This window comes from Rhizobium sp. PRIMUS64 (genome assembly GCF_023006465.1).
Classification (GTDB): domain Bacteria; phylum Pseudomonadota; class Alphaproteobacteria; order Rhizobiales; family Rhizobiaceae; genus Rhizobium; species Rhizobium leguminosarum.
In genome coordinates, this window is the sequence record NZ_JALBGX010000052.1 from 1 (window position 1) to 14017 (window position 14017).

At 61.2% G+C, this 14017-nt stretch carries 11 protein-coding genes; 6 read left to right on the forward strand and 5 right to left on the reverse strand.

All coding sequences use genetic code 11. From position 1 onward, the window contains the following. The coding region (gene purM, locus MOV76_RS20440; RefSeq protein ID WP_247265167.1) for a phosphoribosylformylglycinamidine cyclo-ligase at positions 1-403 on the reverse strand (403 nt) is incomplete at its 3' end. Positions 404-647: 244 nt separating this feature from the next. Between purM and MOV76_RS20445 the strand changes: the two genes are divergently transcribed. The 4 genes from MOV76_RS20445 (at position 648) to ppx (ending at position 6282) form a co-directional block, all read left to right on the forward strand. Continuing rightward, positions 648-1772 (forward strand): AI-2E family transporter, encoded by a 1125-nt coding sequence (locus tag MOV76_RS20445; RefSeq protein ID WP_018241491.1) that lies wholly within the window; start codon positions 648-650, stop codon positions 1770-1772. Continuing rightward, positions 1765-2478, forward strand: coding sequence for a DnaA regulatory inactivator HdaA (gene hdaA / locus MOV76_RS20450; protein ID WP_018241492.1), 714 nt, complete (start codon positions 1765-1767; stop codon positions 2476-2478). The genes MOV76_RS20445 and hdaA overlap by 8 nt, the downstream gene beginning before the upstream one ends. Positions 2479-2544: 66 nt before the next feature. Beyond that, on the forward strand, positions 2545-4749 hold the full coding sequence (locus tag MOV76_RS20455) for an RNA degradosome polyphosphate kinase (RefSeq protein ID WP_018241493.1): 2205 nt from the start codon (positions 2545-2547) through the stop codon (positions 4747-4749). A 12-nt stretch (positions 4750-4761) separates the two neighbouring features. Further along, positions 4762-6282 (forward strand): exopolyphosphatase, encoded by a 1521-nt coding sequence (ppx, locus tag MOV76_RS20460; RefSeq protein ID WP_018241494.1) that lies wholly within the window; start codon positions 4762-4764, stop codon positions 6280-6282. A gap of 102 nt (positions 6283-6384) precedes the next feature. Here the strand turns inward: ppx and MOV76_RS20465 are convergent, their stop codons facing one another. From MOV76_RS20465 to MOV76_RS20480, 4 genes are all read right to left on the reverse strand, one after another. Beyond that, complete coding sequence (locus tag MOV76_RS20465; protein ID WP_168298088.1) at positions 6385-7743, reverse strand: esterase-like activity of phytase family protein; 1359 nt, start codon at positions 7741-7743, stop codon at positions 6385-6387. A 207-nt stretch (positions 7744-7950) separates the two neighbouring features. Continuing rightward, on the reverse strand, positions 7951-9012 hold the full coding sequence (locus MOV76_RS20470) for an adenylate/guanylate cyclase domain-containing protein (protein WP_115156986.1): 1062 nt from the start codon (positions 9010-9012) through the stop codon (positions 7951-7953). Between the two features lie 187 nt (positions 9013-9199). Beyond that, entirely contained in the window at positions 9200-10345 is a 1146-nt protein-coding gene (gene rnd / locus MOV76_RS20475) for a ribonuclease D (RefSeq protein WP_247265168.1), read from the reverse strand. A gap of 176 nt (positions 10346-10521) precedes the next feature. Beyond that, positions 10522-11913 carry a multicopper oxidase family protein gene (locus tag MOV76_RS20480; protein ID WP_168298090.1) on the reverse strand — a complete coding sequence of 464 codons (1392 nt, stop codon included), beginning with the start codon at positions 11911-11913 and terminating at the stop codon, positions 10522-10524. Positions 11914-11927: 14 nt separating this feature from the next. On the opposite strand from MOV76_RS20480, the gene MOV76_RS20485 reads away from it, so the two are divergent. Together MOV76_RS20485 and aspS are read left to right on the forward strand one after the other, a co-directional pair. Beyond that, entirely contained in the window at positions 11928-12161 is a 234-nt protein-coding gene (locus MOV76_RS20485) for a hypothetical protein (RefSeq protein ID WP_245515192.1), read from the forward strand. A 4-nt stretch (positions 12162-12165) separates the two neighbouring features. Continuing rightward, positions 12166-13956, forward strand: coding sequence for an aspartate--tRNA ligase (aspS, locus tag MOV76_RS20490; protein WP_247265169.1), 1791 nt, complete (start codon positions 12166-12168; stop codon positions 13954-13956). The last annotated feature ends 61 nt before the right edge of the window (positions 13957-14017 follow it).

Genomic DNA, 14017 nt, shown 5'->3' on the forward strand with positions numbered 1-14017 from the left:
CGCGGCAGCCGGCGGCAATGCCGCCGACGATGGCCGCGCCCTGGTCGGGGTCGAGCTTGCCGGTCGCGAAATAATCGAGGAAGAACAGCGGCTCGGCGCCCTGCACCACGAGATCGTTGACGCACATGGCGACCAGGTCGATGCCGACGGTGTCGTGATAGTCGGCATCGATCGCGATCTTCAGCTTGGTCCCGACGCCGTCATTGGCGGCGACGAGAACCGGATCGGTAAAGCCTGCGGCCTTGAGGTCGAAGAGCCCGCCGAAGCCGCCGATCTCGCCGTCGGCGCCAGGACGGCGCGTCGAGCGCACCGCCGGCTTGATCTTCTCGACGAGGAGGTTTCCGGCATCGATATCGACGCCCGCATCGCTATATGTCAGGCCGTTTTTCCCAGACTGGCTCATGCTGGTCTCCGATGGCTATTTCAGGCGGCAAACGTGCCGCGTCATCTGCCGGTCGCAATTGCATGACAGGGGCGTTTATGCAAGCGTTGCATGGCAAAAGCCCCCAATTTCCCGCGTCTTCCTCCAGCTTTTCGGGGATTTGGCACGACAGGGTTGACCATCTTTGCGCCTGCATCCTATGTGCTGAATGGCCGCTCCGGTTCGGATACGGCGTTTGCGGCGGCGAGTGATCAGCGGGGAAGCGATGCCACAGCATGTCAGCGGCAACAGTCTCAAGCGTCAGATTTTCTTCTGGCTGGTAGTGCTCGTCTTCTTCATCGTCTTTCTCTATGTCTTCAGCTCGATCCTGCTGCCCTTCATCGCCGGCATGGCGATTGCCTATTTCCTTGATCCGGTGGCTGACCGGCTTGAACGCCTGGGTCTGAGCCGCATGATGGCGACCATCGGCATTCTCGTCGCCTTCGTCATCGTCTTCACGCTGGCGCTGATGATCCTCATTCCGGTGCTCATCAGCCAGTTCAACGATTTCGCTCAGCGTCTGCCGGGTTATATCAGCCAATTACAGCAGTTCATCACGCAGGCGCAGAATTCGCTGCTGCCGGACTGGGTCGAGAACCAGATGGGCACGATCAAGGACAATCTCTCCGGCATCCTGTCGGAGGGCATGGGCTTCCTCACCGGGCTCTTCGCGCAGATCTGGAATTCCGGCAAGGCGATCGTCGACGTCATATCGCTGCTCGTGGTCACCCCCGTCGTCGCCTTCTATATCCTGCTCGATTGGGACCGTATGGTTGCCAAGGTCGACCAGTGGATCCCACGCGACTATGTCGGCGATGTCCGCCAGATCGCCAAGGAGATCGACCAGGCGATCGCCGGTTTCATCCGCGGCCAGGGCTCGCTCTGCCTCATCCTCGGCATCTATTATGCCGTCGGCCTTTCTCTCGTCGGGCTGAATTTCGGCCTGCTGATCGGCCTCTTCGCCGGCATGATCAGTTTCATTCCCTATGTCGGCTCGATGGTTGGCCTCGTGCTCGCCATCGGCGTGGCGCTTGTGCAATTCTGGCCCGATTATCCCTGGATCGGCCTGGTGCTCGTCGTCTTCTTCAGTGGCCAGTTCCTGGAAGGCAACATTCTGCAGCCGAAGCTCGTCGGCTCCAGCGTCGGCCTGCATCCGGTCTGGCTGATGTTTGCGCTTTTTGCCTTCGGCGCGCTCTTCGGTTTCGTAGGGCTTCTGGTCGCCGTGCCGGCCGCCGCCGCCGTCGGCGTCCTTGTTCGTTTCGCGCTTTCACGCTACCTTCAGAGTGATCTTTATTTTGGCGGGTCGCTCAGTGGCCGCGCCCGGAAGACGAAATCAGTTCCCAATGAATGACGTGAAGAACGCTGATCCGAAGCGCAAAGCCGGAGAGCAGCTGCCGCTGGTCTTTTCGCACGATGCCGCAAGCGGGCGCGACGACCTCCTGATCTCGGAGCGTCTTGCCGCCGCCGTTTCGATCGTCGATGCCTGGCCGGCATGGCCATCACCGGTTGTCGTGCTCGCCGGCCCCGTCGGCTCGGGAAAATCGCATCTCGCCCGCATCTGGCGGGAGTTGAGCGGCGCCGTCGACATCCATCCCGAGCTTGGCTCGGACGCCGCGGTTGCCGCCGCCGCCGGCCCGGTGCTGTTCGAGGACGCCGACCGCCTCGGCTTCGACGACAACGCGCTCTTTCATGTCATCAACAGCGTGCGCGAAAACGGCACCAGCCTGTTGATCACCAGCCGCCTCTGGCCGATGTCGTGGCCAGTTTTGCTGCCCGATCTGCGCTCGCGCCTGAAAGCGGCAACCGTCGTCGAGATCGGCGAACCCGATGAGGCGCTGCTGTCGCAGGTGATCGTCAAGCTCTTCGCCGACCGGCAGCTTTATATAGATGACAAACTCGTGCTCTATATCGTGAACCGGATGGAGCGGTCGCTGAACGCGGCCCAGACGATCGTCGAAAGGCTTGACCGGCTGGCCCTGTCGCGAGGCACCAAAATCACCCGGTCTCTTGCTGCCGAAGTATTGAATGAATTGGGAAATTCGGAACCGGCCGATTGACTGTCACAGTTCCGTCGTCAAACTGATATAATTGCCTTTGGCGATTGAAAACGGGGTAAGTGGACCATGGACAGCGCAGTCGCAGAACATCAGGAACTCACTCCGGAAATCAACGACAACACCCCCCCGCTGGAAGAGCTGCTCAAGAGCCCCGAGCGCTTCATCAACCGAGAATTCTCTTGGCTGCAGTTCAACCGCCGTGTCCTGGAAGAAACGTTGAATACCGAGCATCCGCTGCTCGAGCGCGTTCGCTTCCTGTCGATCTCGGCCGCCAACCTCGACGAATTCTTCATGGTGCGTGTCGCCGGCCTCGAGGGCCAGGTACGCCAGAACATCGCCATCCGCAGTCCCGACGGCAAGACGCCGGCCGAGCAGCTCGATTCGATCCTGCAGGAAATCGACCATCTGCAGATGGAGCAGCAGGCCTCGCTGGCCGTCCTGCAACAATATCTCGCCAAGGAAGACATCCTGATCGTACGCCCCGGCGCCTTGAGCGATGCCGACCGCCAGTGGCTGGCCGCCGAATTCGAACAGGCGATCTTCCCGGTCCTGACGCCGTTGTCGATCGATCCTGCCCACCCGTTCCCCTTCATTCCGAATCTCGGCTTCTCGATCGGTCTGCAGCTCGTTAGTAAGAATGGCCGCGAGCCGATGACGGCGCTGCTGCGCCTGCCGGTGGCGCTCGACCGCTTCGTCCGTCTGCCGGATGATGGAAACACGATCCGCTACATCACGCTGGAAGATGTCGCCAACATCTTCATCCACCGGCTCTACCCGGGTTATGAGGTGCAGGGCTCCGGTACGTTCCGCGTCATCCGCGACAGCGATATCGAAGTCGAGGAAGAGGCCGAGGATCTCGTCCGCTTCTTCGAAACGGCGCTGAAACGCCGCCGCCGCGGTAAGGTCATCCGCATCGAGACCGACTCCGAAATGCCGGCCTCGCTGCGTCAGTTCGTCGTCCAGGCGCTCAATATCCCTGATAATCGCGTCGCCGTTCTGCCGGGCCTTCTGGCGTTGAACACCCTGTCCGAGATTACCAAGGCGCCGCGCGAAGATCTCAGGTTTGCCCCCTACAATGCGCGATTTCCCGAGCGCGTCCGCGAACATGCCGGCGACTGCTTCGCCGCCATCCGCGAAAAGGACATGGTCGTCCATCACCCCTACGAATCTTTCGACGTCGTGGTCCAGTTTCTTCTCCAGGCTGCGCGCGATCCTGACGTCCTGGCGATAAAGCAGACGCTTTACCGCACCTCCAACGACAGCCCGATCGTCCGCGCGCTGATCGACGCCGCCGAAGCCGGCAAGTCGGTGACGGCGCTGGTCGAGCTCAAGGCCCGCTTCGACGAAGAGGCGAACATCCGCTGGGCGCGCGATCTCGAGCGCGCCGGCGTGCAGGTCGTCTTTGGCTTCATCGAGCTCAAGACCCACGCCAAGATGTCGATGGTCGTTCGGCGCGAGGAAGGCAAGCTGCGAACCTATTGCCACCTCGGAACGGGCAACTACCACCCGATCACCGCGAAGATCTATACAGACCTGTCCTATTTCACCTGCAATCCCGTCATCGCCCACGACATGGCGAACATCTTCAACTTCATTACCGGCTACGGCGAACCGGAGCAGGGCATGCAGCTCGCGATCTCGCCCTATACGATGCGCCCGCGCATCCTGCGCCACATCGAGGAAGAGATTCAGCATGCCAGGAACGGCGCGCCGGCCGCGATCTGGATGAAGATGAATTCGCTTGTCGACCCCGACATCATCGACGCGCTCTATCGCGCCAGCCATGCCGGCGTCGAGATCGACCTCGTCGTGCGCGGCATCTGCTGCCTGCGTCCGCAGGTGCCCGGCCTTTCGGAAAAGATCCGCGTCAAGTCGATCGTCGGCCGATTCCTCGAGCACAGCCGCATCTTCTGCTTCGGCAATGGCCACGGCCTGCCGTCCGACAAGGCGCTGGTTTACATCGGCTCGGCCGACATGATGCCGAGAAACCTCGATCGCCGTGTCGAAACCATGGTTCCGCTGACGAATCCGACTGTTCACGAGCAGGTCTTGTCACAGATTATGCTCGGCAACGTGATTGACAATCAACAAAGCTACGAGATATTGCCCGACGGTACGTCGCGACGCATGGAAGTGCGCAGGGGCGAAGAACCGTTCAATGCGCAGCAGTATTTCATGACCAATCCGAGCCTGTCGGGCCGTGGTGAAGCTCTGAAGTCCAGTGCGCCGAAGCTGATCGCCGGCCTGCTCGAAGGCCGTAACAACAAGTAAAACTGGACCTAAATGGTTGAATCTGAAGCCCAGGGGCGCCTTCCGGGGATCGCCCCGGTCTCCGTCGTCGATATTGGATCGAATTCGATTCGTCTTGTCGTCTACGAAGGCATGTCCCGTTCGCCAACCGTCCTGTTCAACGAAAAGGTCCTCTGCGGCCTCGGCAAGGGCGTCGCCCTTACCGGCAAGATGGATGAAGACAGCGTCGCGCGGGCTCTGGCGGCGCTGCACCGTTTCAAGGCTCTGTCCGACCAGGCGCGCGCTGCCACCATGTATGTGCTGGCGACGGCGGCCGCGCGCGAGGCGAGCAACGGTCCCGATTTCATCCATCAGGCAGAAACCATCCTTAAGCGCAAGGTCCGCGTACTCTCGGGTGAGGAGGAGGCGAAATTCGCCTCGCTCGGCATCATCAGCGGTTTCTACAATCCTGACGGCATTGCGGGCGACCTCGGTGGCGGCTCGCTGGAACTGATCGATATCAAGGGCAAGGAGTTCGGCAAGGGCATCACGTTGCCGCTCGGCGGCCTGCGCCTGTCGGAATATGCTGGCGGATCGCTCTCCAAGGCCCAGACCTTTGCCCGCAAGCAGTTGAAGACGGCAAAGCTGCTGTCGAAAGGCGAGGGGCGCACCTTCTACGCCGTCGGCGGCACCTGGCGAAACATCGCCAAGCTGCACATGGAAATCACCCACTATCCGCTGCACATGATGCAGGGCTATGAGGTGTCGTTCGAAGGAATGATGCAGTTCCTCGACCAGGTGGTGACCGCGCGCGACTCCAGGGAGCCGGCACTGCAGGCCGTTTCCAAGCACCGCCGTTCGCTGCTGCCTTTCGGCGCCGTCGCCATGAAGGAAGTTCTGAGTGCGATGAAGCCGTCGCTAATTTCCTTCTCGGCGCAGGGTGTGCGCGAGGGATATCTCTATTCGCTGCTGTCGGAGGCCGAGCGCCGCGCCGATCCGCTGCTTGCCGCCGCCGGAGAACTGGCAATTCTGCGTGCCCGTTCGCCGGAGCATGCCCGCGAGTTGGCGGAATGGACCGGCCGCATGATGCCCCTTTTCGGCATCCAGGAAACTGAAGAGGAAAGCCGCTACCGCCAGGCCGCCTGTCTGCTTGCCGATATCAGCTGGCGCGCCCATCCTGACTATCGCGGCCTGCAGGCGCTGAACGTCATCGCCCACTCTTCCTTCGTCGGCATCAGTCATCCCGGCCGCGCCTTTATCGCGCTTTCCAACTATTACCGTTTCGAAGGCCTGCATGACGACGGCGCCACCGGTCCGCTGGCGCAGATTGCCACGCCCCAGCTCATTGAGCGCGCCAAGCTGCTCGGCGGCATGCTGCGCGTCGTCTACCTCTTCTCTGCCTCGATGCCCGGCATCGTCAAGAACCTGACCTTCCGCAAATCGTCGAGCCCGGACCTCGACCTCGAATTCGTCGTGCCTCCCGAATATCGCGATTTCGCCGGCGAGCGCCTTGACGGCCGCCTGCAGCAGCTGTCGAGGCTGACAAACAAGCGGTTGGCGTTTCGGTTTGAATAGGTCTGTGCCACTGTACGTCGTCAGGAACGCAACCTAGGCAGCGAAAAACAAAAAGGGCGGCGCCTTCGCGCCACCCTCTGTATTTCACACCAGAACGCCGAATTACTTCGCGTTCAGGAACTCGCCGACTTCGAGCAGGCTGAACTCGTTATTGTCAGCCTTGTCGACGGCGCGGCCGGCCGAGAAGGGCAGGTTGTTGTCGTTGCCGATGATGATGTGCGTGGCGTCGACGCGGTCGACGTTTTCGATCGTCACGAACGGCATGTCGTAGACGCCGTCCTTGCTGCCGGCCTTCTTCTTGTTGTCGGGGTCCTGGATGTTCAGGAGGTCGATATAGCCGATCTTGCGGACCGCCTTGCCGACATTGGCATCGTTGAACTCGATCTTGTAGACGCGCTTCAGCACGGCCGGAGCTTCGAAGCAATCCGGCTTCGGCTGCTTCGGATCGGCGCAGGCTTTGTCCGTCGTGCCGGCGCCGTTATCGCGCTCGATGACGAGAGCGGTGGTGTCGTCGAGCATGTTGAAGTCGCCGATCGATACCCCCTTGTCTTCGAACGGATAAAGCCAGCTGCGGCCGGTCCACTTCTTGGAGGCGACATCGAATTCGATGACGCGGATGGCGGTGTGGCCATCGATGGTTTCCACAGTGCCGTCATCCTTGTAGATGGCCCCTTCGAGCAGGCCGTAGAGCTTGGCGCCGTCCTTCGACATAGCGAGGCCTTCGAAGCCGCCGGAGCGCTTCAGGTTGAAGACCGGCATCTTGGCGGCCGGGTTTGATGGAACCGAGAGAAGCGGATTGTCGGGCGAAAGCACCGGCTTGCCGTCGAGCGTCGTCGGAATGACGTCGGTGAGGCGGCCAGCGGTGTCGAACTTCAGGATGTAGGGACCGAATTCGTCGCCGAGCCAGAAGCCGTCGGCAACCGGCTGGATCGATTCGATGTCGAAGTCGGCACCGGTGAGATAGCGCGTGTCAGTACCTTCAAGCACGATCGGGAACGGAGCGATCTTGTTGGGGTCGGAGAGGAAGAGGTTCTTGACGACCTCAGCCTTGTTGCCGGCCCAGTCAAACTTCATCTGGTGCAGGAAAAGCATGGAGTCCGACGAGTTGGACTTCGAGCCGAAGCCGTTGTCGGAGAGCGTCCAGAAGGTGCCGTCGGCCATCGTCTTGACGCCCGAGAAACCCTGGATCGGCTGGCCGTCGAAGGGAAGCTTCAGATCGGTGACACGGGCGCCGTCCTTACCGGGAACGGTGCCGAGCGCTTCGGTGCGCTTGCGGTCAGGCGTCGTGAACTTGCCGGCATGCTTGAGGAATTCGGGGGCGTCGGCCGGTGCCGGAACCATGGTGTTGGCAGGCAGGATCGCCTGGCCGGCGAGCTTGGCCGGGAACTGCTGCTGGTCGGCCGAAGCGGAGCCGGCGACCAGGATGAAAAGCGATACGGAAGCAAAAAGGACGTTCTTCATAATATCCCCGTGGAACGGATTGCAAAGGCCTTCCGCTTAGCAGGGCTTTAATGTCAGCGAATTGACGTTTGGGTGAAGCTTTGGTGACGTACTTACAGCGCCGCGCGTCTTTCAGACGCGTAAAGGACGCTGTAACATTTTCAATCTTCGCATCGTGCTTTCCGAAAATCGATTCCGATTTTCGGGCCGATGCGGCAGAGTCGTTGCTCAGCCGTGCAGAATGACCGCCGGCGTGTTCAGTACGGTGACTGCGCGCGAGGAAAGCGCCATGACGCCGAGCGCCTGGCCGCGCCCCTTCACGGCGTGAGTGCCGAGATCCTCGCAGCTGACGTCGTCGGGAAAGTTCATGCGCCGGGCAAGCTCAGTGGAGATCAGCACCGGCCGGTTCAGGCTGCGGCAGAGCGTCTCCAGCCGGGCAGTGGTGTTCACCGTGTCGCCGAAATAGCTGATCTTGTGATGGTCGACGCCGATTTCGGCGGTGATGATTTCGCCTCCATGAAGGGCGGCGCGGAGCTTCGGCACCTGCCCATAGCTTTTGCGCCAGCCGGCGGCATTGGCTTCGATATCGGCGAGGATATCGAAGATGCAGCGCACGCAGCGCGCATTTTTGACGCCGCGGGCAAGCGGCCAAGTGATGATCGCCGCATCGCCGACATAGTCGTTGATCATGCCCTTGTGGCGCCTGACCGGTTCGGCGAAAGTCGCAAACAGCGAGCTCAGCAGCTGCTGAGCCCTGAGGTCGCCGTGCTTTTCGGCAAAAGCCGTCGAATCGACGAGATCGATGAACAGGAAGACACGCTCTTCCCTAACCGGGTTGCGGTAGCGGCTAATGAGCATGCTGAGGAAAACCTCGCGGCCGAGCAGCTCTCGCACGCGCAAGACGAAGATCAGCAGCGCGCAGACCGCCAGCGCATAGAGGAAGACCTCGAACGGCATGATGACGAGATCGAGGAGCGATGCCGGCTTCAGCATGGCGAACGACCAGAGCAGCAGGCCGGCGCAGGCAAAGCCGATGCTCATCAGGATCTCGTAGATCACCAGCTCGGTAATGATGAAGGCGAAGGTCGGCAGCTTCTGGATGCGCCTGTAGAGCCGGCGAAACAGCACCTTGCGCTCGAAGGCGATGATCGGCATGCCGATGAAGAGCGCGAAGATCGCGCCAATGACGGGCGTCTGGTTGGAGTAGAACATCAGATCATACATGACACCGCTGGCCGCGAGGACGATCGCGATCAGGATCCAATTCTGCGTCGGAGATATTTCCCGCATGCCGCCTCTGCGCCGTGATGTCACTTCCCGCCCATTGTTTCAGGCCGGAAAAAACCGTCAAGCGAATTCGAAACTACAGCGTCCTTAGCGTGTCTTTTCGAGAGCCACTAAGGACGCTGTAGCACTTTGAATTGCTGCATAATTTTACCCTTAAATCGAGTCCGATTTAAGGAGTTAGGCAGCAACCTCAGAGGCTGACGGTTTCGACCTTCCGGTCGACGAAACGCAAGGCGATTGCGCCCTGGATCAGCTGCAGTGCCGGCTCGCCGAAAAGATCGCGCCGCCAGCCGTGCAGGGCAGCCACTTCGGCCTTCTCGCCCTCGGCGGCGATCCTGTCGAGATCCTCGCTGTTGGCGATGACCTTCGGCGCCACGCCGTGTTTTTCCGAAATCAGCTTCAGCAGCACCTTCAACAATTCGACGGCAGCAGCGGCCCCTTCGGGCGCCTGCGCCTGGCGTGGCACATGCGGCATATCGGCCTTCGGAAGAGCAAGCGCCGTGTTGACGGCCTCGATGACCGCGGCACCGGAAGTCGAGCGCTCCCAGCCCTTTGGAATGGTGCGCAGACGGCCGAGCGCCTCGGTATCCTTGGGTTGCTGCTGGGCGATCTCGTAGATCGCATCATCCTTCAGCACCCGCGAACGCGGCACGTTGCGGGCCCGCGCCTCGCGTTCGCGCCAGGCGGCGACATATTTCAGGATCGCCAGCTCCTGCGGCTTGCGCAGACGCATCTTCAGCCGCTGCCAGGCATCGTCGGGATGCATGTCGTAGGTTTCGCGCGACTCGAGAATGTCCATTTCCTCGGAGAGCCAGGAGGTGCGGCCTTCGCGATTGAGTTCCGCCTTCAGCGACAGGTAGACGTCGCGCAGGTGGGTGACGTCAGCCAGTGCATAATCCAGCTGTTTGTCCGAGAGTGGCCGGCGGCTCCAGTCGGTGAAGCGCGACGACTTGTCGATATGGACGTTCTTGATGCGGCTGACCAACTGGTCATAGGAGACGCTGTCGCCGAAGCCGCAGACCATGGCGGCGACCTGCGTGTCGAAGATCGGATGCGGAATGAGATTGCCGCGATTGAAGATGATTTCGATGTCCTGGCGCGCCGCGTGAAAGACCTTCAGCACCTTCGGATCGGCCATCAGCTCGAAGAAGGGGGCGAGATCGATGCCCTTGGCCAGCGGATCGACGAGAACTTCCGTCGTCGGGCTTGCCATCTGGATCAGGCAGAGCTCCGGCCAGAAGGTCGTTTCGCGCAGGAATTCGGTGTCGATGGTGATGAAGTCGGACTTGGCCAGCTCTTTGCAGGCGGCCGCCAAATCGGCGGTGGTTTCGATCATATCATTTCATTCGCAAGGAAAAGGTCGGTTAAACCTTCCTTCTCCTTTCGGTTCGATATGTCAATACAACAGCATACGCTTCGAGCATTGCCGGCGAAGAATCACGTCTAAACTGAGGCATGGCGCGAACGCCGGCGCGAAGCAAAGCTGCAATCGCGGCGAAAGCGCGGGCTGTCTCAGCTTACCCTGAGATAGCTCGTCATCCCCGTCTTCTGATGCTCGATGATATGGCAATGCAGCAGCCAGTCGCCGGGATTGTCGGCGACGAAGGCAAGCTGCACCTTCTCGTCCGGCTGAATGAGATAGGTATCGGACACCAGCGGCATCACCTCGCGCGTCGAGGAGGAGACCACCGTGAAGCTCATCCCGTGCAGATGAATCGGATGGGCATGCGGCGTAGTATTCTCCAGATTGAAGACATAGCTCTTGCCGAGCTTCAATTCCGCAAGCGGCGCCGTCGGATCGGGCGTATCGCCTGGCCACGGCACCTTGTTGATTGCCCAGAAACTGTAGCCCAGCGTGCCGCAGATGCTTTCGACCGCGGCATTCTCGGCGGTGGCGCTCAGTATCAACGGGATCTGCTCGGCAGTGGTTAGATCGGCCTTCGGGACGGGATTCTCGACAAGCGGCCGGAGATCGCCGATATCGCGCTTCAGCGATGATCCGACCGCGCGCAGGCTGGCGATCGTCTTCGGCGTCGTGCCGCGGATATCCTCGAGCGTTGCGACCGCACCTTCACCATCCGGCATGCGCACGGCAAGATCGAGCCGTTGACCCGGTCCGATCTGCAGGAGGTCGAGGGAAAAACGCTTCGGCACCGGATTGCCGTCGATCGCAATCACGATCGCATCGGCGCCTTCCATCTTCAGCGAGAAGATCCGCGTCACGTCGGTCACGGCAATACGCAGCCGCACCAGCCCGCCGGCTGGCGCATCATATCGCGGTTCCTGATGCCAGTTGGCGGTGCGCACCGTGCCGTAGGTACCGGTCTTCGCAGCGTCGCGCGGCCGGAAGGGAGCGATGAACTGCCCGTCGCCGCCGAGCCGCCAGTCACGCAGGTTCAGCACCACCTCGGCATCGAATTGGGGATCAGCCGGATCTTCGACGACGATGATGCCGGTCATGCCGTGCCCCATCTGCGTCAGCGTGTTGCAATGCGGATGATACCAGAAGGTGCCGGCATCGGGCGGCGTGAAGGCATAATCGAAGCTATCGCCGGTATAGATGTAGGGCTGCGTCATGAACGGCACGCCGTCCATGCGGTTATCGATGCGAAGCCCGTGCCAGTGGATCGTCGTCGGTTCGTCGAGCCCGTTTTTCAGCCGCGCCGCATAGGGTCGCCCCTTTGTCATTCTCAGAACCGGCGGCATGCCGTCATGGCTCCAGCTCATGATATCCCTGGTCGGTCCCGCCTCGGTCAGCATGGCCTCGGTCTTCACCGCCGTCAGCAGCTGCGGCTCGGGAGCCGCCTCGGCAAGCCCGAATTTACCGGCAATGCCGATGCCGACGCCATAAGCACCCGCGACAGCGGATGCCTTGAGAAGGTTGCGGCGGCTAAGGAGAGGCATGCGGAGGCTCCACGATGAGAATGCCGATCCTTGTAAAGTTGACCGACATCTTCATCAATACAGGAAACGCGGCCAAACTGCCGCAGCATACCGGTCGCAGCCTCGCCATAAACGCGTGCCAAACGCCCGGCCGCGTGCGCCAAGCCTTGACAAATCGGACCGTCCATGCGCTTTTCCGCCCGATTTTCTTGTCGGCGCTTGAGGGTCTTGGAACCCTTGCTGCCGTCTCAATACATGCCAGGATTTGACATCATGCATCGCTACCGCAGCCACACATGCGCCGCCCTCCGCAAGTCGGATGTCGGCTCGACCGTCCGTATTTCCGGCTGGGTTCACCGCGTTCGCGACCATGGCGGCGTTCTCTTCATCGACCTTCGCGACCATTACGGCATCACCCAGGTCGTCGCCGATCCCGACAGCCCAGCCTTCAAGATGGCGGAAACCGTGCGTGGCGAGTGGGTCATCCGCATCGACGGCCTCGTCAAGGCCCGCACCGAAGACACCGTCAACAAGGCCATGGCAACAGGCGAGATCGAGCTCTACGCGCAGGAGATCGAAGTTCTCTCCGCCGCCAAGGAACTGCCGCTGCCGGTCTTCGGCGAGCCGGATTATCCGGAAGACGTCCGCTTGAAGTATCGCTTCCTCGATCTTCGCCGCGAAACGCTGCACAAGAACATCGTCAGGCGCACCCAGGTGATCTCCGCCATGCGCCGCGAAATGGGCAATGTCGGCTTCACCGAATATACGACGCCGATCCTGACGGCCTCCTCGCCGGAAGGCGCGCGCGACTTCCTCGTGCCCTCCCGCATCCATCCCGGCACCTTCTATGCGCTGCCGCAGGCGCCGCAGCAGTACAAGCAGCTGCTGATGGTTGCAGGCTTCGACCGCTACTTCCAGATCGCGCCCTGCTTCCGCGACGAAGACCCGCGCGCCGATCGCCTGCCGGGTGAATTCTACCAGCTCGACCTCGAAATGAGCTTCGTCACCCAGGAAGACGTCTGGGACACGATGGGTCCGCTGATGACCGGCATTTTCGAAGAGTTCGCCGAAGGCAAGCCGGTCACCAAGGAATGGCCGCGCATCCCCTACGACGAGGCGATCCGTAAATATGGTTCGGACAAGCCGGACCTGCGCAACCCCATCGTCATGGAAGCGGTCACCGAACATTTCGCCGGCTCCGGCTTCAAGGTTTTCGCAGGCATGATCGCCTCCAACCCGAAGGTCGAGATCTGGGCTATTCCGGCCAAGACCGGCGGTTCCAGAGCGTTCTGCGATCGCATGAATGCCTGGGCGCAGTCGACCGGTCAGCCTGGCCTCGGCTACATCTTCTGGCGCAAGGAAGGTGACAAGCTCGAGGGCGCCGGCCCGCTTGCAAAGAACATCGGCGAGGAGCGCACCGACGCGATCCGTACCCAGCTCGGCCTCGATGACGGTGACGCCTGCTTCTTCGTTGCCGGCGATCCGGCGAAGTTCTACAAGTTTGCCGGTGAAGCCCGCACCAAGGCCGGCGAAGAGTTGAACCTTGTCGATCGCGAGCGTTTCGAACTCTGCTGGATCGTCGACTTCCCGTTCTTCGAATGGAGCGAGGAAGAAAAGAAGGTCGATTTCGCGCACAACCCGTTCTCGATGCCGCAGGGCGGCCTCGATGCGCTGCAGAACCAGGATCCGCTGACGATCAAGGCGTTCCAGTATGACGCCGTCTGCAACGGTTTCGAAATCGCCTCGGGCTCGATCCGTAACCAGTCGCCGGAAACCATGGTCGCCGCCTTCGAGAAGGTCGGCCTCAGCCAGCAGGATGTCGAAGACCGTTTCGGCGGCCTCTACCGCGCCTTCCAGTACGGCGCGCCGCCGCATGGCGGTGCTGCCTTCGGTATCGACCGTATCGTTATGCTGCTCGTCGGCGCGAAGAACCTGCGCGAAATCTCGCTGTTCCCGATGAACCAGCAGGCCCAGGACCTGCTGATGGGCGCGCCGAGCCCGGCAACGCCGACGCAACTGCGTGAGCTCTCTATCCGGCCGATCCCGCCGGTCAAGAAGGACTGAGATCGTCTGCTCCCGAATGCAAAAGCCCGGCAAATCGCCGGGCTTTTCGTTTGGTTCGGTC